We start from the raw sequence: 22,536 nt of genomic DNA on the forward strand, positions 1-22,536 counted from the left end.
TTCCTATAACCCATCATCAGTGGTTCCCTCAGTTGTCGGGCTGGCGGGATTTGAACCCGCGGCCTCTTCGTCCCGAACGAAGCGCGCTACCAAGCTGCGCTACAGCCCGTTTGGCAACGGGGGATATATTACATGTCTCGTGGGGTGATGCAACCCTCGGCGTGTCGCACCTCGTAGCGCCGTCTCGCTAGACTGGGTGCCTATGTGTGAAACCCAAGAATCCCAAGCAAACGAAGGCGAGAACGTCGAGAACGCCGTCGTCCAGATGACCACGGTGGAACGCGCGGAGATGCTCCTTGCGCAGGACGCCGCGATCCGCGAGAAGATCAGGGGCGGTGCGACGCTGGACGAGGCCGTCGACCCGTCGAACAAGGAGTTCGGCCCCCTCGCGCACCCTGAACAGGTGCAGATGCGCGTCGCCAAGCGCGCGATGATGCTGGAGAACGGCATCAACCCGTACCCGGTCCACCTCGACGTGACCGACACCATCGAAGGCGTGCGCGCCAAGTACGATGGCAAGCTCGAGCCCGGTCAGGAGACCGAGGACATGGTCGGCATCGCCGGCCGTGTGCTGTTCATCCGCAACGCGGGCGGCCTCAACTTCGTGCAACTCGCCGCCGGCGACGGCACGAAGATCCAGGGCATGATCTCCAAGAAGGAGATCGGCGCCGACTCCCTCAAGCAGTTCAAGCAGCTCGTCGACCTCGGCGACCACCTGTACCTGAAGGGCCGCGTCATCGCCTCGAAGACCGGCGAGCTCTCCGTGTTCGCCACCGAGTGGGCCATCGCCGCCAAGGCGCTCCAGCCACTGCCCGCCCTGCACAAGGACCTCAACGAGGACACACGCACCCGCAAGCCGTACATCGGCATGATCGCGGACGAGAAGATCCGCAACATGGTGCGCAACCGTTCCAAGGCCGTCGCCTCGCTGCGCCACACCTTCGCGAACCACGACTTCATCGAAGTCGAGACGCCGATGCTCCAGACCGTGCACGGCGGCGCAGCCGCCCGCCCGTTCACCACGCACATGAACGCGTTCGACCTCGACCTCTACCTGCGCATCGCGCCGGAACTGTTCCTCAAGCGTTGCCTCGTCGGCGGCATCGACCGCGTGTTCGAAATCAACCGCGATTTCCGCAACGAAGGCGTCGACGCCACGCACGCCCCCGAATTCACGATGGTCGAGGCCTATCAGGCGTACGGCACCTATGACACCATCGGCCAGCTCGTCAAGGAGCTCGTGCAGAAGACCGCGATGGACGTGTACGGTTCGCACAAGGTCACCCTGCTCGACGGCACCGAATACGACTTCGGCGGCGAATGGAAGACCATCAGCATGTACGATTCCCTCTCCGAGGCGCTCGGCGAGGAGATCGTGCCCAACGGCGGCCCGGACGCCCCCGGCACCTCCGTCGAGCACCTTGGCGCGATCGCCGACAAGCTCGGCGTCGAACGTGACGAGGTCGAGAACCACGGCAAGCTCGTCGAACACCTGTGGGAGCACTTCTACGAGGACAAGCTCTACGAGCCGACCTTCGTGCGCGATTTCCCGGTCGAGACCTCCCCGCTTGTCAAGGGCCACCGCGCCAAACCGGGCGTCGTCGAGAAGTGGGATCTCTACGTGCGCGGCTTCGAGCTGGCCACCGGCTACTCCGAACTCAACGACCCGGTCGTGCAGCGCGAACGCTTCGTCGCGCAGGCGAAGGACGCGCTCGCCGGCGACGAGGAGGCGTGCGACATCGACGAGGACTTCCTCGAGGCGCTTGGCGTGGGCATGCCGCCGGCCGGCGGCATGGGCATGGGCATCGACCGACTGCTCATCGCCCTGACCGGTGCGACGATCCGCGAGACCATCACCTTCCCGCTCGTCAAGCCGCTCATCGGCTGAGCCGGTATGCTTCGGCCCCCTCCGCTGAGGGGGCCGAAGCATACAGCGGATGCCTATCCCTCGCTCAGCATCCCTCTCAGCAGCGGTTCGTAGAGATTCAGTAGGGTATTTCGGTCTTCCGTTGGAAACCGTCCGGCCGGCGATGTTCGGAGACGATGACGTCTTCATACGCCGATTGGCGGTTTTCCAAGCTTTTCAGCACTGCATACCCCATCGAACATCCCTCGGGTATTCCGGCATGTTTCCAACGGAACAAGAAAACACCCAACGCAACCCCCGTGAGCCCCCATGAGGATCTTGCGTCGTACATTCGTTGATGAATTGACTGCCCCTCAGACCCGCTTCGCGGGCCAGCTCCCCTGACAAGGGGAGCCGAGAACGGGATAAACACATTTACGACGCAGAACATTAGACTGGGGTCATGCATTCAGGAACTGTGAATCCACGACTGTGGCTGTCCGCGGCGCGTCCGAAGACGCTGCCGTTGGCGGTGTCTCCGGTCGTGGCCGCCTCGATGGCCATGTGGGCGACCGTGTTCGAAGGCGTGTGGGGCGGCGACACCATGCACCGGCCCTGCCTGGTGGTCGGCGGCAGACCGCCCCTCGACCCCAACAGCGGCTACGGCCAATGTCTGACCTCTCCCGGCTGGTACGCCGCGGTCACGCTGCTGTGCGTGGGCGTCGCCCTGTTCCTCCAGATCGCGGCCAACTTCGCCAACGACTATTCCGACGGCGTGCGCGGCGCGGACGATGCGCGCGGCGGCGAGGAATCCGTCACCGGCAAACCACGGCGTCTCACCGCCTCCGGACTGGTTCCGGCGAAGCACGTGCTCGCCGCGGCCGGCTTCAGTGCGGCGCTCGCCTGCGCATGCGGCCTGGTGGTCACCATTCTGACCGGCCACTGGTGGTTCATCGCGTTGGGACTGGTCTGTCTCTTGGCCGGATGGTGTTATGTGGGTGGCCGGCATCCGTACGGATACCACGGTTGGGGCGAGGCGTCCGTGTTTGTGTTCTTCGGGCTCGTCGCCACGTGCGGCACCTCCTACGCCCTGTCCGACGAGGTGCCGTTCCTGGTGATATGGCTGGCATTCGCGCTCGGCCTCGTCGCGGTCGGCGTGCTGTGCGTGAACAATCTGCGTGATATCGACGACGACATGGTCCACGGCAAACACACGTGGATGGTGCGGTTGGGCCGGGAGCGCGGCGCTGCCGTCACCAAGGCGCTGCCGGTCGCCGCGACCGTGATGTTCGGTCTGTCCTATCTGGGTCGGAACCCCATCCTGCGTCTGGTGGAGAGTGCCGTCGATCCGATGTGCGGCATGACCGGCGACGGCCGGACGGTATGTACCGGCGTATTGTGGAACGACGTCGTGCTCGCCGCCGTCTCGACGGCGATGCTCGTCATTGCGGTCGTGCTGTGCGTTCGCCTGCACAAGGCCTTGCTTGACGGGCGCTATGGTTCCGCGCTGCCTGCCGCCTCGGCGCTTTCCCCGACGCTGGCGCTCGGCTTCGGGTGTCTGTATCTGATGGGCGCGTGACGGGCGCATCGGTGGAACGCGCCGCATGGCCGCCGCACGGCTGTCTTATGGCCGTGGCGCTCGCTGGACGGCGAACGGCACCCAAACGATGTACGAAACGTAGGATGGATGCTCGTGTTTGGGCCGTACGGGCGGTAGACTGGCCGTATGTCTTACAAACTAGTACTGCTCCGCCATGGGCAGAGCGCATGGAACAAAACCAATCAGTTCACCGGCTGGGTCGACGTCCCGCTGACCGAGCAGGGTGAAGCCGAAGCCAAGCGCGGCGGTGAGCTGCTCAAGGAGAAGAACGTCCTCCCGGACATCGTCTTCACCTCCCTGCTGCGTCGCGCCATCAACACCGCCAACATCGCGCTGGACGCCGCGGATCGTCTGTGGATTCCGGTCGAGCGCAACTGGCGTCTCAACGAGCGTCACTACGGCGCTCTGCAGGGCAAGAACAAGACGGAGATCCGTCAGGAGTACGGCGACGAGAAGTTCATGCTGTGGCGCCGCTCCTACGCGACCCCGCCGCCGGAGATCGATCCGAACGACGAGTACGCGCAGAACCACGACCCGCGCTACACCGGCGATCCGGTTCCGGAAGCCGAGTGCCTGGCCGATGTCGTCAAGCGCGTCGAGCCGTACTTCAAGTCCGCTATCGAGCCGGAGCTCAAGGCCGGCAAGACCGTCCTGATCGCCGCCCACGGCAACTCGCTGCGTGCCATCGTCAAGATGCTCGACAACCTGTCCGAGGAGGAGATCGCCAAGGTCAACATCCCGACCGCCATCCCGCTGCTGTACGAGCTGGACGAGGACTTCAAGCCGATCAAGCCGCGTGGCGAGTACCTCGACCCGGAGGCCGCCGCCGCCGGTGCCGCCGCCGTCGCCGCCCAGGGCCAGAAGTGAGTCCGTTGACCCGTTGACCGGCTTCGGCCGGTGCATGTGGGTCATATGACGTGATGGAGGGGGCGTTCCGATCATTCGGAACGCCCCCTCCATCGTTTTCCGGCCCTCACCGCGGTTTGCTCCGGGGCTGAGACGAACACTGCAGGCATAAGAAAACGACGCAAGACCAGTCAAGGCCATTGCGCCGTTTCGGGTCTCCCCAAGGGGAGAAACCTAGGAATGCCGCGGTCATCGCGGCATATCAGTCCTACTAGATCGAGCCTTCCTCGTCACGGGACGGCTCCTTCGACGGGTCGAATCCGGAGACGATGAACACGACACGACGCGCGGCGGACACCGCGTGGTCGCCGAGGCGCTCGAGGAAGCGGCCGAGCAGCACAACGTCGATGAGCTGCTGACGGGTCAATTCCACGCTGTCGTCAAGCGCGAACTCGAAGGTCTTGTGGTGCAGGGCGTCGAGCTTGTCGTCGTTGGAGATGACGCGCTCGGCGGTCTTGGCGTCGCGGTCGGAGAGCATGCTCACCACGTCGTCCGCGGTCTCGTCCAGGAATTCCTGCATCTGCTGGAAGGTCTCCTTGACGCCCTCCGGCAGAGCGGAGCCGGGGTAGGCGCGGCGCGCGGTCTCGGCCACGTGCTTGGCGAGGTCGCCCATACGCTCGAAGGTGGTGGCCAGACGCATCGTGGAGACCACGACGCGCAGATCGGTGGCGACCGGGTTCTGCTTGGCGAGCAGCTTCACGCACTGGTCGACGACGCTCTCCTCGAGGGCATCCAGTTCGATGTCGCTGTCGATGACGGTCTGGGCGGCCTCGACGTCCTGCTTGAGCAGTGCGTCGCCGGCGCCGCGGATGGACTTGCGCACGCCCTGCGCCATACGGTCAAGGTCGTCGGCGACGGCCTTGAGCTCTTCATTAAAGATAACGCGCATTGTCTTTAGCCTTTCAATCTTTCTTCGGCCATGGGAGGGCTCTGCCGGTTCCCACGGCAACCTCTATCATTTTATGCGAGCCCGTCGGCTTTCGTGACAACGTAGCGTAATCGCCATCTGCTGTTGGCTCCATGTTCACTGCCTCGTTCACCGGATATTCAACTACCCGGCATGTCGCCGTCGTTGGCGGGGCCGGTGTGGGAGAATGGACGGCATGTATGATTCCCCGCTGCCGTCGATGCTCGTGTCGTCGGTGTTCGGCGTGATGGGTCTCGCCATCGTCCTCGCCCTGCTGCTGTTCATCATCGACCATGTCGAGCCGATTGTGGAACGCCTGTTGGGCGGCGCGTCGTTCGTGGAGTGGCTCGGCGGGGTCATCGGGCGTAAGACGAAACGTCTGCGTCGGCATCGCGAGAACGCGGGCGATGACGCTTCGCTCGACGCGTCCACCGAGGCGCTGCTGTCGATTCTGCCGAGCGCCTCGCTGATCGTCGACGATGGTCTCGACGTGGTGCGCGCGAATCCGGAGGTGTACCGGCTCGGCATCGTGCGTGACGACAGCATCGTCAACGATGCCGTCGTCGACGCGGTGCGCGCGGTGTTCGCCACCGGCGGCCGGCGGCGTTTCGACTTGGAGACGGAGACGCCGCAATGGTTCGTGGATTCGTCCGGCGCGGGCGTTGCGCCGGGCGGCGACCGTGGCGTGCGGCGCCCGAACTGGCTCAAGGTGACGGTCGGGCGCGTGGGGGAGCGGTTCGCGGTGATCCTCATCGACGATGTGAGCGAGACGGTGAGGTTCGCGCAGATCCGTGATTCGTTCATCATCAACGTGTCGGAGCAGCTGTTGGGGCCGACTCAGGCGCTGGGGCGTCTCGCCGACGATCTGGAGACCGGCGAGCCGAACCGCGCGCGTATTCTGGCGGATGCGCGCGAGGTGCGCACCACCAGCAACCATCTCAACCATATGGTCTCGGATCTGCTGCTGCTCATCAGGGCGCAGGAGCCGATCGTGCCTTCCGCGGCCAACCGTCTGAACGTGATGGAGCAGATCCGCGCCGTGACGGATGCGATGTCGGGGCGTTTGGAGGGGCTCGGCGTGGAGGTGAACGTGGAGGGCGACGATTCGCTGGTGGTCAACGGCGACGGCGACCAGTTGCGCACTGCGATCGGCAAGCTGGTGGAGAACGCGGCCGAGTATTCGCCCGCAGGCGGGTGCGTGGGCGTGTCCGTGAAGGCGGACGATCTGCGCCGCCACGCGGTGATTCGCGTGATCGATCAGGGCGTGGGCATTCCGAAACGCGAGCAGCCGCGCATCTTCGAGCGGTTCTACCGCGGTTCCGAGCAGAGCGGGCGCACGGCGGACGGCGTCGGATTGGGGTTGTCGATTGTCAAGCATGTGGCGCTCACGCACCATGGCACCGTCACCGTATGGTCGGCGCCCGGGCAGGGCAGTACGTTCACGCTCACGCTGCCGTTGGCGCGTTGAGCGGGCGCGGGGCACCGGCGCGAGCCTACTCAACGCGCAACGCACGCCTACTGGCCGAGACGCCGATAGTCCCAGCGGTCGAAATGTTCCCAGATGAGCATGAGCACGCCCACGACCACGCCCGACGCGCAGACGATCAGCGGCGTGGCGACGTCATAGCCGAGCGCGTCGAGGATGACGCAGACGACGAGGGCCGCGGCCCACAATCCCGTGCCGACGAGAAACGCGGTACGCAGGTCCACGCGCACCGGCTTGGGCGCCGGTCTGCGCACCGCGGGGTCGATGATCGGGGCGAATCGGAGTTTCACGATGACGACCTTACCTCACGCCCGCCCCGACTATCGCCGGTTATCGCCGCGCTCCGGCCGTCGTGCGATCACAGGTGCTCGACAACGTAGTCGATGCACTGGGTGAGGGCGGCGACGTCCGCGGGTTCGACCGAGGGGAACACGCCGACGCGCAGCTGGTTGCGCCCCAGCTTGCGGTAGCCGGAGGTGTCCACGATGCCGTTCTCGCGCAGCGCGGCGACGACCTCGGAGGCGGGGATCGCGTCGTCGAGGTCGATGGTGACGACCGAGTGGGAGCGTGCGCCCTCGTCCGTGACGAACGGGTGCGCGTAGTCGGAGCGTTCCGCCCACGAGTACAGGACCGACGCGGATTTCGCGCAGCGTGCGGCGGCCCAGTCCATGCCGCCGTTGTCGTTGAGCCAGCGCACCTGGTTCTCCATCATGATGAGCGTGGCGACGGCGGGGGTGTTGAGCGTCTGGTCCTTGCGGGAGTTCTCCAACGCCTTGGTGAGCGAGAGGAACGGCGGAATCCAGCGGCATACGCCCGGCAGACCCGCGTTCGACTCCACGCGTGCGGCGCGTTCGATGGCCGCGGGGGAGAGGACCGCGACCCACAGGCCGCCGTCGGAGCCGAACGCCTTCTGCGGGGAGAAGTAGTAGGCGTCGGTCTGGCTGACGTCCACGGGCAGGGCGCCGGCGGCGGACGTGCCGTCGACCAGCGTGATCGCGCCCTGGTCGAGGCTGCCTTCGACGCGGCGCACCGGGGCGGCGACGCCGGTGGACGTCTCGTTGTGCGCCCAGCAGTACGTGTCCACGCCGTCGGTGCGTTCGGGCAGACGGTACGTGCCCGTCTCGCCCTTGAAGACCACCGGATCCTCCAGGAACGGCGCGGCTGCGGCAGAGGCGGCGAATTTCGCGCTGAACGAACCGTAGGCGCCGAACGCCGCCTGACGTGTGATGAGGGTGGCGCATGCGATCTCCCAGAAGCAGCTGGCGCCGCCGTTGCCGAGCGCGATCTCGTAGCCGTCCGGCACGTGGAAGAAGGACGCCAGGCCTTCGCGTATCGATCCGACGAGCTGGCGCACCGGCGTCTGGCGGTGCGACGTGCCGAGCAGCGTGGTGGCGCCGGCGTCGAGCGCGGCGACCTGTTCGGGGCGGATCTTGCTGGGGCCGGAGCCGAAGCGCCCGTCCTCGGGCAGCAGATTCTTGGGGATGTTCACGGAATTGGTCATGGCCAACACCCTAGCCACATAGGCGGATGCGAGGGGCGGGCGGCCGCATGGCGGTCGGATTCCGCCTGCGGTGCGTGTCGACCGGGACGAATCGGGTCGAACCGTGTCGAACCGCGTCAAACCGGTTCGACATCCCCTAGGGGATTTGCCGGAGGGATGGGGTCGTTGTAAGGTGGCGGGCAGTGACCGTGAGCGCCCCGGCTGCAGAGGGGCGCTCCGACCCACCAAGGAGTGATTCTTTATGAGGCATGCTGCACACAAGGCGGCCGAAAACACCGCGAAGGGCAACGGGACGGGCAACCTGATGGGCCTGTTCACCATGTCCCGCGGCTCCCACACGCGTGGCACCGTGCTTGCCATGCAGATGGCGGGAAGCAACGGCGCCGTGCTGGGCCTCGACGAAGCCGTCGCCGACAAGCTCAACGAGATCGCGCCGATGTCCCGTCGCGCCATCCGTCAGGCGGCACGCGCCGCCGAACGCCGCAACTTCGTTGTGGGATCGGCATCGCTGGCCGCGTTGGCGGGTACTGCGGCGACGGCGGTCGCGTTCGCGACGCCGTCCGACGAGGGCATCTCCTTCACCGCGGATCCCGCGACCACCACCACCCAGTTCCAGCCGGTGACGGGCGCCGCGTCCCGTTCCGACGCGCGCACGCCGCTCACCGACGGCTCGGACGTCGCCAGCAGCACGATCGCGCAGGACCAGAGCGCCGAGGCCTCCTCCGCCGACACCCAGCAGACCACGAACGAAGGCGCCTGGACCCTCGGTGACTCCAACACCGCCATCGACACCAAGCAGATGTCCAAGTCCCTCGCCAACAACGAGAACGTCGCCAAGCTCATGGACGAGGATGCCGCCCTGCTGCCCGCAGGGTTCGACCCCAACCACGCCACCGGCGACGTCGGCAACGCCTACGATTTCAGCCAGTGCACCTGGTGGGTGTACCTGCGCCGCCATGAGCTCGGCCTGCCGGTCGGCTCGCACATGGGCAACGGAAACATGTGGGCGAACTCCGCCCGCGCCCTCGGCTACTGGGTGGACAACACGCCCCGTCACGTGGGCGACATCATGGTCTTCCGTGCCGGTCAGGAAGGTTCCGACAGCTCCTACGGCCATGTCGCCATCGTCGAGAAGATCAACCCGGACGGCTCCATCGTCACGTCCGAAAGCGGCGCCTCCCTTAATGGCAAGACGTACAGCCGCACGTTCACGAACGTCTCCGACTTCGAGTACATCCACTACTGATTCACTACTGATTCGCTGCCGGCGCGCGGTTACGGAACCGTGACATGTGATTCGGCCGACATATGCCGGCGTGTCGCCGGTGTTTTCCTGACCGGAATCGAACGGATTCCTCCCGGAGAACACCCCGGATGCTACTGTTGGGTCGCGATGAAGAATTTGAAGCATACCGTAATCGCATTGACCGCCGCCGTGGCCGCCTGCGCGACGTTCGTCGCCGTGGCCCCGGCCGCCACCGCCGCCGACCAGACCACCACCGTGGTCTCTGCGGAACGCTCGTTCCCGAAGACCTCGGTTGCCCGCAAGAATCTCCTCAAGGAATCCGCCTCCACTGATGTGGAGTCCGATTCCAACTGGGGCGGCATCGAATCTCTGAACGTGCCGCAGACCAAGTCGCAGGCCGAGAAAGATGCCGAAGCCAAGGCTGAAGCCGAGAAGAAGGCCGCGGAAGAGGCCGCCCGGGCGCAGGCCCAGGCTCAGTCCCAAGCCGCCAGCCGCTCGGCTTCCCGCGAGACCTTCGACGCTTCCAACCTGCCCGCCGCCACCGGCAACGCGCAGGGCATCATCTCGCTCGGTCTCGCCCTCGCCGCGGACGACCGCTACGTCTACGGCGGATGCAACCCGCCGTACAACATGGACTGCTCCTGCTTCGTGCAGTACGTGTTCGCCCAGAACGGCATCTCCCTGCCGCGCATCTCCGGCGACCAGGCCACCGTCGGCGTCGCCGTCCCGAGCCTCGCGCAGGCCCAGCCCGGCGACATCCTCGCCAACGCGAACCACGCCGCCATCTACATCGGCAACGGCATGGTCGTCAACGCCGAAACCTACGCCGACGGCATCCGCACCAACGCCGTCGCCTATGTGTTCGCAGGCCAGAGCTACTCCATCCGCCGCGTCCTCTGACGCTTTCCCGTCCGATTACGGATATCTTCCTTCGTGACGAAACGCGCCTTCCCCTCCGGGAGGCGCGTTTCGCGTATTGCCGCGTATTCGGATACGTCGCGCACCGAGAAACCGCGGTGTCGTGCGCATGATTCCGCGCGCACCGCGCCATGCACGACACGAGTGAACTATTTCACGCGGATGATACACGGCACGTGGCGGAAACGGGGTATTGTGGAACGCACAGGGGGCGATGTCGCCACAACATGGCGGCACCGCGACAATTCAAGGAGGTCGTCATGATCAACGACAAGGCCATACTCGTCGGCGTTGACGGGTCGAATGCCAGCTACAAGGCCGCCTGGTGGGCGGCGAACTATGCCAAGCACGCGGGACTCACACTGCAGATCGTCTGCGCGTACTCCCTCCCCAGCTATGCTGCCGTGAGCTTCGACGCCACGTACACCGCGATGGGCGACGACAACGCCGCGCACTCCGACGCGCAGGAGATCCTGTCCAAGGCGAAGGCCATCGCCGACGAGCAGGGCGTCGAGGCCGCCACGCTCATCGTCACCGGTGACCCGGCGTCCGTGTTCGTGGAATTGAGCCGCAACTACAATCTCATCGTCATCGGCAACCGCGGCAAGGGCGGTCTCGCCGAACGTCTGCTCGGCACCACGTCGTCGTCGCTGCCGGCATACGCGTACTGCCCGATCGTCGTCGTCCCCTACACCGACGACGACGGCAACCTCATGCACCTCAACAACACGATCACCAAGGTGGCCGTCGGCTCCGACGAATCCAAGTGGGGTCTGAAGGCGCTCGACATCGCCGCATCCTTCGCGCACGCGTGGGGCGCCGAACTGGACGTCATCTCCGCGGCGCCGCAGGGCAGGGGCGCCGACGAGGAGGTGTACGCCTCCTTCCTGGAGGATCTGGAGACGCGCGTCAAGCCGCTGGAGGAGCAGTACCCGGATCTGAAGATCGACAAGCGCATCGTGCCCGGTTCGGCCGTGGACGCGCTCACCAAGGCCAGCTTCGACCATGACGTCGTCGTCGTGGGGTCGCGCGGCCGTGGCGGATTCACCGGTCTGCTGCTCGGCTCCACCAGTCAGGGGCTGCTGCAGCACGCCGCAGGTCCGGTGTACGTCGTGCCGCGCAAGTACGTCGAGGCCGCGGAGAGCCGTCTCGACACCGTGCCGAGCTCGCCGGCCGAAGTGCCCACGAAGCCGCTCGACGACATCAGCGGCGTCAAGGAGGTGCCGGTCGCGCCTGCGGAACCGGCCGTCGCGCAGGAGATCGAGAAGACCATCGACCCCGAACACTGATCGGGCTGCCGCGGCACCACCGTCGATGATCATCGTCGATGGGTCGCCGCGGTGCAACTTTCGCGAATACAGGAGAAGCTCCCTGTAAAGGGAGCTTCTCCTGTATCAGGTCCATTCGCGGGCCCATCGGCGGACGCACGCTCAGTGCTTGACCGTGACCTCCATGCGCACCGGGGTCTCCTGCACGTACGTGTGCTTGACGGTGCAGCCCTTGTCGATGTGACGGGTGATGCGCTCCTTGAGCTTGTCGGCGTCCTCGTCGCTCAGACCCGCGTCCGTCGCGTCGACGAGCACCTGCTCGCCGAAGTTGATGTACGCGTCGTTGTCGGCGTCATAGGTGCCGTCGACGACGATCTTCGCGCCCTTGCCCTCGCCCAGCGTGTGCTCGATCGCGAACTGGCTGGACAGCGCCGCGCAGCCAGCCAGCGCGATCTTCATCAGATCGCCCGGCGTGAACTGGCCGCGGTCCTTGCCGAACTTGATGTGCGCGCCATCGTCGCTGAACGCGTCCCATGAACCGTCCTTGTTGCGTTCCACCCACAGTCGCTTGGCCATGTTGACTCCTCGTTTCGTCCGTGCGGCGCGCCTGTCGCGCCGCGGCACACTCACCAATCTAGCCCAAAACCGCCGCCGGCGGCGGAATCCGGACAAGGAATAATCCGGACAGGGAATCCGGACAGGGAATCCGGACAGGGGATCCGGCCAAGGAAACCGGCCAAGGAAGCCGGCCAGGGGGAAGCTGCCAAGGGAGCCGGACAGGGGGAACCGGCCAAGGAATAATCCGGCCAAGGAAACCGGCCAGGGAATCCGGACAAGGAATAATCCGGCCAAGGAAGCCGGGCAAGGAAACCAGGCAAGGAAACCGGCCGGGTAGTGGGGTGGTCCGTCGAATAGGGGGCGAATAGGGGTGCGAAAACACCGTTTTCAAGGATTTACAGCGTCAAACGGACGATTTGAACCCCTCGAATCGTCCGTTTGGCGCTGTAAATACCAGATAACGGTGTTGTCGGGTGTGTTGTACGGTGTGTTGTGCGGTATCGTGCCGGCATCTTGTCTGGTTTCGGGGCAAGCGGTCTCGGGTTACACTGGTGCGCATGGCTTTGACCGAAGAACAACTCGCCGACATCCGTTCACGCATCCCCGCGCGGCCCGAAACGAACATCCCCATGCCCTACGAGGATCTGGTGCGCGCGATCCTGACCGAAGGCACCCTCAAGTCCGACCGCACCGGCACCGGCACGATCTCCCTGTTCGGTCGTCAGATGCGCTTCGACCTCTCGCAGGGCGACTTCCCGCTGCTCACCACCAAGACGGTGTTCTTCAAGGGGCTCGCCTACGAGCTGCTGTGGTTCCTCAAAGGCTCCACCAACGTGCGGTGGCTGCAGGAGCACAACGTGCACATCTGGGACGAATGGGCCGATGGGAACGGCGACCTCGGCCCCGTCTACGGCGCGCAATGGCGCTCCTGGCCCGCGCCCACGCCAGACGACCCGAACCGCACCATCGACCAGATCGCGAACGTGATGGACCTCATCAAGCATCACCCGGATTCGCGCCGCATGGTCGTCTCCGCGTGGAACCCCGCCGAAGTCGAGCACATGGCGCTGCCGCCTTGCCACGCCCTGTTCCAGTTCTACGTGGCCGACGGACGCCTCAGCTGCCAGCTGTACCAGCGTTCATGCGACATGTTCCTCGGCGTGCCGTTCAACATCGCCTCCTATTCGCTGCTCACGCTGATGATGGCCCAGCAGGCGGGCCTGGAACCAGGCGAGTTCGTGTGGACCGGCGGCGACTGCCACGTGTACGACAACCACATCGACCAGGTGCTCGAACAGCTTTCCCGCGATCCGTACCCGTACCCGAAGATCGCCATCGACAAGGCCGATTCGATCTTCGACTACCGCTACGAGGACTTCCACATCCTCGACTACAGGCACCATCCCACGATCAAGGCGCCCGTCGCCGTGTGACGCCGCGGCCGCTTCGGTCCCGTCTCCGCGTGACATTACACTTCTGTTCCAGTCCGATCACACTCAAGGAGTCTGAAATGGAGCACGACAGTAGCCGAAGCGGCTATCACGAACCCGAGCCCGGAGAAGCCGGGCTCGACGAGACCGAGGACTGGGGGGACGACTTCCCCAAGACGTTTTCGGTCAACCTCATCTGGGCCGAAGCCCGCGACAAGGAAGGTCGCCACGGGGCCATCGGTCTGAAGGGCGGCATGCCGTGGCATCTCGCCGAAGACATGAAGCATTTCAAGGAGCTCACCGTCTCCCATCCGGTGATCATGGGGCGTCGCACCTGGGAGTCGTTGGACCTGCGCTACAGGCCGTTGCCCAACCGCGACAACATCGTCGTATCCCATGATCCCAACTATCGCGCGCCCGGAGCAACGGTCGTCGACAGTTTTGAGGATGCACTCGACCTCGCCCGTCAGGAGGCCATCCCGGACGACGGGCTCGACCGGTCCGAAATCTGGGTGATCGGCGGTGCGCAACTGTTCGAGGCGGCGCTTCCCGAAGCGAACAAGGTGTTCGTCACCGTGCTCGACGCCGCCGTGGACGCCGACACGTACGCGCCCGACATCGCCGCGCTCGCCGCGGACGACGACAACGGCTGGCATGTCGCCGACCGTTCGCCGTGGCTCGCGCCGAAGAAACCGGATTCCGGCATCGCCGGATACCGTTTCGTCACGTACGTGCGTGACGCGCGCTGAGCGCGACGCACGCACGTGACGTGCATGTCGCGCGTGACGCGGCACGACGCGACGTACGCACGTCGCGCGCGGCACCGCACCATCCGAGGAACCTCCCTGCGCGGGAGGTTCCTCTTGTTGTGCCTGTATCGTTGTCCTGTACCGCGGAGCGCCGCGCCGGCGCACGACGGTCCGCACGAAACCGTGACGTCGCGCGATGGGCGACGACCTAGGGAACGATACGAGGGAGCGATACGTATGACCGACGACCACAAGTACACGGTGATGACCGTCTGCACCGGCAACATCTGCCGTTCGCCGATGGGCGAGATCATCCTGCGTCATTTCTTCGACGAGCGTGGACTGGGCGACAAGGTGGATGTGGAGTCCAGCGGCGTCTCCGATGAGGAGTGGAGCCATCCGATCGACCCCCGCGCGGTGCGCGTGCTGCGCGAACGCGGCTATGGCGACGAGATCCCGCGCGACCACTTCGCGCACCGCATCTCGCGTGACGAGATCGCCCGCACCGACCTGTTCCTGCCGATGACCGCGGCACACATGCGCTCGCTGCTGCGGCTGCTGCCCCCGGGCAAGCGCGCCGAAGTGCACATGTACCGCAGCTTCGACCCGAACCTGCCCAAGCCGCCGGCCGGGCGCGAGGACAAGATCGATCTGGTGGACCCGTGGTACGGCGGCCAGCACGAGTTCGAGGTCGCCATCGACCAGATCGAACAGGTCGCCCCGTACATCGTCGACTGGGTCGCCAAGCGGCTGGACACCGAGGACTGAGCGTTTCCCTCGACGGGGATGGCGGGAATGATGGGAATGCATGCGTGGAATTGCCATGTCCCGTCCTCGGCGGAGTTCCGCGCCGAGCCGCCTAGGGCGCGTATGCGTTCCTCGTGCAGCCGCAGCCCGTTGCCGGATGTCGGTTTGTCCGGGAACAGGCTGTCGTCTGATGTCTCGTTGACCTGATCGATGCGGATCGCGACGGCTGTGCGGCGGCCATCCTCGTCGCCGTCGCAGCCGTCGCAACTGACGGAGACGTGGTATTCGCCGTTCGGTTTCGCGTGGACGGATACAGCTCCTGCAGCAGCGACTCCAGTTCGTCGCGGCGTTCGCGGTCAAGATGCTCCGGCAGATCGTCCGACAGGTCCGCGGACAGATTCGTCTTGCCGGAGAACCCCATTTTCGCCAATGATCGGTCACCCTGTTCAAGCGCGGCACCGTCTGCAAGTCCGTAGGTGAGGACGAGAACAACGCGGGCATCTGGAACTGGAACGCCGACAACACGCTGTTCCAGTACAACGAGGTCACCAACACGCAGAAGCTGCCCGGCAACTCCGACGGCACCGCGTGGGACGTGGACTACGGCACCCGCAACACGATTTTCCAGTACAACTACAGCCACGACAACGCCGGCGGCGCACTGCTGTGGTGCGGTTGCGGCGACTGGCGCGTCAAGTCGCTGGGTCTGGAGACTGGTGCGACGTTCCGCTACAACGTCTCCGTCAACGACGGCTACAGCACCACCATCGAAAGCGACAACGGCAAGTCCAGCGAACAGTCCGTTCGTCTGACCACACTGCAGGGCGCCGTAGACGGCCGTTTCTACAACAACACCATCGTGCTGCCGAAGGAGCGCAACTCCGTCCCGTTCTCCCTGACCTCCGACCGTAAGAACTGCACGAACATCGACTTCGCCAACAACCTGATCATCGGTGACGGCTCCGTCAACGACGAAAGCGGCAAGCTGACCGGCGCATCCGACCAGCCGCACTTGAACTGGACCAACAACGTGTACGTCGGCAAGGACGGCGGCTGGCCGCTTGCCGGCAAGACCGCCGATGGCGCCACGCTGACCGCTTCCGTGAAGGACGGCTACGTGCAGACCGCAACCGGTGAAGGCGACGTGAAGAGCACGTACGTGCGCACGTTCCCGACCGACACCACGCTGACGATCGCATCCAATGGGGATAAACCTCAGAGTTTGTGGCGGTGACTCCGGCTGCGGAGCCGTCGCTGACTGCATGCGGACCGATGCTGCGCATCCGGGCAGTCTCTCATTGAACCATGAGATTCTGCCCGGATCGTTGTATCGCGGCCATTACCGACCCGGCTGCAATCACTCGATATCCTGCGCGGAGAATTACACGTTGGGATCGGTGATCGGCTCATGATCGTCGGGGACCTCACGGTGAGTGGACCCCTCGAAGGGATCATCCCATTCCATGGCCGCCTCCCCGCCGCCGATCTCAATCGGCACCTGAACGATCGGCGAATTGCCGAGGTCGTTCCTATACCAGCGGTCGCCGATAAACAGGAACCGGTCGCTGTCATACGGATCGTCGCCGAGCGGGATCACGATGTCCACCTGCGAATCGAACGTCTGCGTGCCCAACGGCGCGAACGTGCGCCACTCGCTCCACGGGCCGTGCAGGTCGCTTGCGGTGGCATACATGTTGTCGTTGGTGTACCAGCCGGTCAGCTTCGAGCCGAACCAGTAGTACAGGCCGTCCTTCTTGACGGTGGACGGGCAGTGCTGCACCTTCGGCCGTTCGCCGATGCGGTCGGCGGCGAGGGCGGAGCCGTCCTCCTGCACGTCGAGCACGATGCCGTGGCTTTCCTATGAGGCGAAGTCCTTCGTGGTGTAGCAGCGCACGCCTTGGAACAGGTTGCCCGCCACCTTGTTCTCGCCGTAGATGTACCAGGTGTCGCCGAATTTCTGCACGCCGATGCCGTGGAGTTGGGCGACGTCGCCGTTGGTGTCGCGCGCCAGGAACGCGCCGTATCGAGTGGTCATGATGGTTGATGGTCCTTTCGTGTGGGTTCCTCGAGTGTTGCCGGGTCTCGGCGTGCCGGCGCATACGGGAGTCCGCGCCGACTGTGACGTAACCGCTTACAGAACCAGTATGGCCGTGGTTGCGGCGGTGTTGGCGCGCGCGATTGGCGTGTCATGGCCCATGCCGCCTGGCGGGAGGTGTTGTGCGGGCCGATGTGCGGCGGGCCTGTGGGCGCGTGTGTTCGATTGATGTGTTCGATTGAGAGTGGACCGTGTGCGTGCGGGCGTGCGGCGTGTGGTGGTGCGGCGGGCGTGTGGTGCGCGCGATTGGCGTGCGGAAGAGTAGGCCGCCTGTGCGGCATGGCGTGATTCGTTCCTGTGCCTATTGGTGTCATGGTGTTCTGTCGGGTTGACGATTCTTGGGAATCGGCTGCTGTAATCGCTTACGACACTGGCACGCCAAGCCGTTTTGTGACCGGTTACACATTGGTGTATGCTTGTTGCAACCCGATGGTTGCGTTGCCAGAGACGTATGACGCCTTCGGCAACGCGGCGCACGGGGGAGCCGCATCGCATCAGGCCGCGCAACGGGGTATCAGGGCGGCCGGTGGACGTTGTAGCTGGCATGGGAAGGACGTGCCGGCCGTCGGCGTTGCGGCATCAAGGAAGGAACCAAGGAGGGTTCGCATGATCAGATCCATATTCGCAGGGGGCATCGCGGCGGCGACACTGCTGTCCGCGGGTGTGCTCGCCCTGCCGCCGAGCGCCCAGGCCGCCGAGCCGGCCGGTCAGGCTCCGGCGGTGGTTGCGACCGGCACGGCATATCACGTCGACTGCCAGGCGGCGGCCGGCGGCGACGGCACCGAAGCCAAGCCGTTCAACTCCTTCACCGCCGCCAACGCGCAGGCGGCGAAGCTCCAGCCCGGCGACCAGCTGCTCTTCAAGCGCGGCACCACCTGCACGGGTGAGAACCAGACCATCGACGGCGTCAAGAACGTCAAAGCCGCCCTGCGCCTCGTGGACGTCAAAGGCACCGAAGCGGCGCCCATCGTCGTGGGCGACTACGGCGACGCCCAAGCCGCCGCTCCCCTCCTCGCCGGAGACGGCGTAGCCGACGTGGTGCTGCTGCGCGACAGCGAGTACATCACCGTCCAGAACCTCGACATCACCAACACGGACGAGGACACCGCCGACTACTACAAGTACATGCGTCGCGGCATCACCGCGGAGAACGACAACGCCGGCGAGCTGCGCGGCATCGTCATCCGCAACAACAGCGTGCATGACATCTACGGCGAGAAGCAGAAGGATCTGGGCGGCTCGTCGGCCATCCAGCTGGAGAACTACGGCCGCTCCATCCCCGTCGACGGCGCCACCAAGAAGAAGGGCTCCATCAAGACCGACAATTCGCGCAAGACCCGCTCGTGGTTCAACGACGTGCAGATCGTGAACAACACCATCACCAACGTGAACCGTTCCGGCATCAACATGTCGTCCGACTTCCGCTGCCGCGAGGACGAGGCATGGGAGTGCGGCGTGACCGGTTCCCTGCGCGACCAGTACCCGTGGACGCCGAACCTGAACCTGTACATCGCCGGCAACACGCTCAAGAAGATCGGCGGCGACGGCATCGTCGTGCAGATGGCCGACGGCGCGGTCGTCGAGAAGAACTATCTGGAGGATGCGGCAAGCGTCTCCGGACAGGGTTCCAACGCGGGCATCTGGAACTGGAACGCCGACAACACGCTGTTCCAGTTCAACGAGGTCACCAACACGCAGAAGACCTCCGGCAACAACGACGGCACCGCATGGGACTTCGACTACGGCACCCGCAACACCGTCTTCCAGTACAACTACAGCCATGACAACGCCGGCGGCGCCGCGCTCGTGTGCGCCTGCACCGACTGGTACAAGCAGTGGAGCGACAACGACGGCAAGAACGCGCTGCGCATCGGCACCGCGACCGGCGGCGTCTTCCGCTACAACCTGTCCGTCAACGACGGCGTCCAGGCCAGCAACGCGGCGGACGCCACCTCCAGCAACCAGTACCGCACCATCGTGCTCGACGGCATCACCGACCTGAACGCGTACAACAACACGGTCGTGCTGCCGAAGGGAGACAACGTCACCTTCTCCAGCAACGCGCAGAACGGCGGCGTCACCTACAACAACAACGTCATCATCGCGCAGGACGGCACCAACCTGGCCGACCAGAACAAGAAGATCAACGATGACGGCTTCCAGATCAACTACGGCAACAACCTGTACGTGGGCGGCGACAAGGCCAAGTGGGCCAAGACGGACGCTGGCGGCAACCAGCACGTCGCTCTGGCCGACTACCTGACCGCCACCGGCGTCGATCTCGGCGCCGTGGCGAAGGGCGATCTGAGCACGCTGTACGGCGACAAGGCCACCGGCTACGCCGCCGCCAAGGGCCGTGCGATGGCGACCGACGGACTGCCGTTCACCATCGAGAACAAGTACCTCGACACCGCCCTCGCCGGCAGCTCCGTGGACTTCCCGCACGGCTTCAGCCACGCCACGCAGACCCACGGCAAGCAGGTCAAGGTCTCCGGCTGGTCCGCCCCGGCGGTCGGCGCCTTCCAGGGCGCGGACACCACCGAAACCGGCAAGGTCGGCGAGCTCGCCGCAGGCGAATCGAAGACCATCGACGTGCCCGGCGGCGCCACGCTGCAAGTCTCCGCCACCACGGCAGGCGACGCGCAGCTCGCCGCCGCAGTCGCCAACGATCGCGGCTACACGCAGACCACGTCCGGCGAGGCCGGCAGCAAGACCCTGTTCGTGCGCACCTCGTCCGACTCGTCCAAGCTGACGCTGACCAACACCGGCAAGACCGGCAAGATCACCGGCATCAGCGTCAGGACCGTGCAGGACCAGCTGTGGGACGGCTCGTTCGAAAGCATCAACCACGGCAAGGCAAGCCAGCCGTGGAATGGCATCTCCCCGTGGGCGCCGGCCAACCGCGACCACTCGAAGAACCGTGACAACTACCAGACGTCGCGCACCAACCGCTACCGCTCCGACCTCAACCAGAAGAACGCGGTCGTCACCGGCGAACGTGCCGCCAGGCTCGGCAAGACCGACGGCGTGAGCTTCACGCAGATCGACCAGCGCAACATCCCGGCCACGCCAGGCAAGACCTACCAGCTCGGATTCTGGGCGACCACCGGCGACAGCACCGACGACAAGTCGACCGTCACCGCGACCGTCAAGTACCGCAAGGAAGGCTCCGGTGCGGGCGGCAGCTTCAGCCAGTACGCCACCGAGCTGCTCGATGTCTCCGTTGACGGCAAGACCGCCAAGGCCGGCGAGAAGCTGTACGTGACCGGCACGTTCACCGTGCCCGAGGACGCCGCCGCCGACAGCGCGCTGTGGCTCAACATCGCCCAGAACGACCTCAAGGACGGCTCCTTCGCGTACATCGACAACGTGACCCTCACCGAAGTGCCGACCCCCGCGACCGGCATCAAGTCGATCGCCGTCACCCAGAAGCCGACCAAGACCACGTACTCGATCGGCGACGAACTCGACGCCAAGGGACTTGAAGTCACCGCCACGCTCAACGACGGCAAGACCCGCACCCTCAAGGCCAGCGAATACACGCTGCTCGGCTTCGACTCCTCCAAGGCCGGAACCGTCACCGTGACCGTCAAGCTCAACGCGGACGGCAACCTCACCGCCACGTTCGACGTGAAGATCCGCAAGGCCGCCACCGACGAACCGTACACCGGCGTGCCGATCGGCGAGACCTGGTACGACACCGACGGCGAACCCATCCAGGCGCACGGCGGCGGCTTCCTGCAGGAGCAGGACGCCGACGGCAAGCCCGTCTACTACTGGGTCGGCGAGGACAAGTCGCACAACAGCTCCAACTTCAAGGCAGTCAGCCTGTACACGTCCACGGATCTGCTGAACTGGACGAACCTCGGCTCCATCCTGACCGCGGACTCCGCGAAGGTCAAGGGCGCTGAGAACGGCCTGACCGACGTCAAGCTGGAACGTCCGAAGCTGCTGAAGAACTCGGCAGGAAAGTACGTGCTCTGGGCCCACTGGGAGGACGCCACCGGCTACGCTTCCAGCCAGATCGCCGTCGCCACCGCCGACAAGATCACCGGACCGTACACGTTCCAGGGCCACTGGCGTCCGGGCGCGGGCGCCGACGCGAAGTACCGCAACTGGCGTTCCGTGGGCACCAAGGCCGGCACGATCACCGTTTCCGACGCTGACTACGCCGCCGTGCGCGCCGCCAACCCCGACGTGGCCGTCAAAGACTTGGGCGACAAGCTCAAGGCGAAGGCCATCACGGACGATGGCTTCGGCACCGACAGCCCCGAGTACGGTGAAGGCAAGTACGGCTACGGCTCACGCGACATGACCCTGTACCAGGAAGGAGACAGGGCATATCTGGTCGACGCTGAAAACTCGACCGACATGCGCATCCACCGCCTCGCCGACGACCTGACCGACGTCGCGTTCACCGACGCCACCAAGACCAAGGAGACGATGACCTACCGTGCCTTCGCCGGCGCACGGCTCGAAGCCCCCGCACTGGTCAAGGATCAGGGCACGTACTACCTCATCATGTCCACCCAGTCCGGCTGGTACCCGAACCAGGCGCGGTACTACACCACGTCCAACATCGAGGATCCGAACGGCTGGAGCGAACAGCATCTCATCGGCAACAACACCACGTACTACAGCCAGCCGACCAGCATCATGACGGTCACCGCCAACGGCAAGAACAGCTACATCTACCTTGGCGACCGCTGGGTGCCGAGCGAGCTGGGCAAGTCCACGTACGTGTGGCTGCCGCTGACCATCGACGCCGCGAAGAAGACCGCGACCATGCAGTACATGCCCGGCTGGAACTTCGACGCGAAGACCGGCAGCATCGTGCCGCCGTCGCTCGATCTTGTCTCGCAAGGCAAGGACGTCTACGCCAACGACCCGGTGCCGGCAGGCGGTCAGGACGCGGCCGACGCCGCGGCCACCACCGCCAACGACGGCAACGTGACGCTCGCCAGCTTCTGGGATAAGAACAACAAGTTCTACTCCCAGAACAAGGTGCCGTACACGTGGACCGTCGACCTTGGCGAGAAGCGTGACCTGAACCGCGTCGACCTGAGCTTCGCGACGGTCAACGGCTCCGAATCGCGCTACGGATACATCATCAAGGGCACGAACGACGCGATCTCCTCGAAGGCCGACGCCGACAAGGCCGGCTGGAAGGTGCTCGCAGACAAGTCGAACGACAAGAACAACCTCGTCGGTTTCGGCTCCGTCAGCGTCTCCGGCCATTACCGTTACGTGCAGATCGAGGTGACCAGCGTCACCAACGA

General features: G+C 65.1%; 17 protein-coding genes, 1 tRNA gene and 1 pseudogene. 12 read left to right on the top strand and 7 right to left on the bottom strand.

What is annotated here, in order from left to right:
* Positions 1 to 35: 35 nt before the first annotated feature.
* Positions 36 to 109 (bottom strand) — tRNA-Pro (locus tag BFAL_RS06560).
* Positions 110 to 202: 93 nt separating this feature from the next.
* Between BFAL_RS06560 and lysS the strand changes: the two genes are divergently transcribed.
* From lysS to BFAL_RS06575, 3 genes are all read left to right on the top strand, one after another.
* The gene (gene lysS / locus BFAL_RS06565) at positions 203 to 1,888 is read left to right on the top strand and encodes a lysine--tRNA ligase (RefSeq protein WP_055427622.1); all 1,686 of its coding nucleotides are present in this window, start codon (positions 203 to 205) and stop codon (positions 1,886 to 1,888) included.
* Positions 1,889 to 2,324: 436 nt separating this feature from the next.
* The gene (gene menA, locus BFAL_RS06570) at positions 2,325 to 3,425 is read left to right on the top strand and encodes a 1,4-dihydroxy-2-naphthoate octaprenyltransferase (RefSeq protein ID WP_055427623.1); all 1,101 of its coding nucleotides are present in this window, start codon (positions 2,325 to 2,327) and stop codon (positions 3,423 to 3,425) included.
* Between the two features lie 147 nt (positions 3,426 to 3,572).
* Positions 3,573 to 4,313, top strand: coding sequence for a phosphoglyceromutase (locus tag BFAL_RS06575; protein WP_034525883.1), 741 nt, complete (start codon positions 3,573 to 3,575; stop codon positions 4,311 to 4,313).
* A 250-nt stretch (positions 4,314 to 4,563) separates the two neighbouring features.
* Here the strand turns inward: BFAL_RS06575 and phoU are convergent, their stop codons facing one another.
* Positions 4,564 to 5,241, bottom strand: a complete 678-nt coding sequence (gene phoU / locus BFAL_RS06580; protein WP_055427624.1) for a phosphate signaling complex protein PhoU — start codon at positions 5,239 to 5,241, stop codon at positions 4,564 to 4,566.
* Positions 5,242 to 5,455: 214 nt separating this feature from the next.
* On the opposite strand from phoU, the gene BFAL_RS06585 reads away from it, so the two are divergent.
* Positions 5,456 to 6,727 carry a sensor histidine kinase gene (locus BFAL_RS06585; protein ID WP_152973578.1) on the top strand — a complete coding sequence of 424 codons (1,272 nt, stop codon included), beginning with the start codon at positions 5,456 to 5,458 and terminating at the stop codon, positions 6,725 to 6,727.
* 47 nt (positions 6,728 to 6,774) lie between these two features.
* Here BFAL_RS06585 and BFAL_RS06590 read toward each other — a convergent pair whose 3' ends face one another.
* Positions 6,775 to 7,035, bottom strand: coding sequence for a DUF2530 domain-containing protein (locus BFAL_RS06590; protein ID WP_055427625.1), 261 nt, complete (start codon positions 7,033 to 7,035; stop codon positions 6,775 to 6,777).
* A gap of 68 nt (positions 7,036 to 7,103) precedes the next feature.
* A complete protein-coding gene (serC, locus tag BFAL_RS06595) occupies positions 7,104 to 8,246 on the bottom strand; it encodes a phosphoserine transaminase (RefSeq protein ID WP_055427626.1) in 1,143 nt (380 codons plus the stop codon).
* 241 nt (positions 8,247 to 8,487) lie between these two features.
* On the opposite strand from serC, the gene BFAL_RS06600 reads away from it, so the two are divergent.
* The 3 genes from BFAL_RS06600 (at position 8,488) to BFAL_RS06610 (ending at position 11,699) form a co-directional block, all read left to right on the top strand.
* Entirely contained in the window at positions 8,488 to 9,492 is a 1,005-nt protein-coding gene (locus tag BFAL_RS06600; protein ID WP_055427627.1) for a CHAP domain-containing protein, read from the top strand.
* A gap of 147 nt (positions 9,493 to 9,639) precedes the next feature.
* A complete protein-coding gene (locus tag BFAL_RS06605; RefSeq protein ID WP_055427628.1) occupies positions 9,640 to 10,392 on the top strand; it encodes a C40 family peptidase in 753 nt (250 codons plus the stop codon).
* Between the two features lie 278 nt (positions 10,393 to 10,670).
* Positions 10,671 to 11,699 (top strand): universal stress protein, encoded by a 1,029-nt coding sequence (locus tag BFAL_RS06610; protein WP_055427629.1) that lies wholly within the window; start codon positions 10,671 to 10,673, stop codon positions 11,697 to 11,699.
* Positions 11,700 to 11,840: 141 nt separating this feature from the next.
* Here the strand turns inward: BFAL_RS06610 and BFAL_RS06615 are convergent, their stop codons facing one another.
* A complete protein-coding gene (locus BFAL_RS06615; protein WP_055427630.1) occupies positions 11,841 to 12,254 on the bottom strand; it encodes an OsmC family protein in 414 nt (137 codons plus the stop codon).
* 539 nt (positions 12,255 to 12,793) lie between these two features.
* Between BFAL_RS06615 and BFAL_RS06620 the strand changes: the two genes are divergently transcribed.
* From BFAL_RS06620 to BFAL_RS06635, 4 genes are all read left to right on the top strand, one after another.
* Entirely contained in the window at positions 12,794 to 13,669 is an 876-nt protein-coding gene (locus tag BFAL_RS06620; protein WP_055427631.1) for a thymidylate synthase, read from the top strand.
* A 77-nt stretch (positions 13,670 to 13,746) separates the two neighbouring features.
* Positions 13,747 to 14,415 (top strand): dihydrofolate reductase, encoded by a 669-nt coding sequence (locus tag BFAL_RS06625; protein ID WP_055427632.1) that lies wholly within the window; start codon positions 13,747 to 13,749, stop codon positions 14,413 to 14,415.
* A gap of 237 nt (positions 14,416 to 14,652) precedes the next feature.
* Positions 14,653 to 15,183, top strand: a complete 531-nt coding sequence (locus BFAL_RS06630) for a low molecular weight protein-tyrosine-phosphatase (protein ID WP_055427633.1) — start codon at positions 14,653 to 14,655, stop codon at positions 15,181 to 15,183.
* 574 nt (positions 15,184 to 15,757) lie between these two features.
* Positions 15,758 to 16,396, top strand: coding sequence for a hypothetical protein (locus BFAL_RS06635; protein ID WP_055427634.1), 639 nt, complete (start codon positions 15,758 to 15,760; stop codon positions 16,394 to 16,396).
* Positions 16,397 to 16,543: 147 nt separating this feature from the next.
* Here the strand turns inward: BFAL_RS06635 and BFAL_RS06640 are convergent, their stop codons facing one another.
* Both BFAL_RS06640 and BFAL_RS11590 read right to left on the bottom strand, forming a co-directional pair.
* A complete protein-coding gene (locus tag BFAL_RS06640) occupies positions 16,544 to 17,005 on the bottom strand; it encodes a glycoside hydrolase family protein (RefSeq protein ID WP_236691690.1) in 462 nt (153 codons plus the stop codon).
* A 15-nt stretch (positions 17,006 to 17,020) separates the two neighbouring features.
* Positions 17,021 to 17,197 (bottom strand): hypothetical protein, encoded by a 177-nt coding sequence (locus BFAL_RS11590; protein WP_236691691.1) that lies wholly within the window; start codon positions 17,195 to 17,197, stop codon positions 17,021 to 17,023.
* A gap of 2,421 nt (positions 17,198 to 19,618) precedes the next feature.
* Between BFAL_RS11590 and BFAL_RS11965 the strand changes: the two are divergent.
* Positions 19,619 to 22,447, top strand: a pseudogene (locus BFAL_RS11965) (bacterial Ig-like domain-containing protein); the annotation flags it as partial.
* Positions 22,448 to 22,536 lie beyond the last annotated feature (89 nt).

Source organism: Bifidobacterium aesculapii, assembly GCF_001417815.1.
In the GTDB taxonomy this organism is placed as follows: Bacteria; Actinomycetota; Actinomycetes; order Actinomycetales; family Bifidobacteriaceae; genus Bifidobacterium; species Bifidobacterium aesculapii.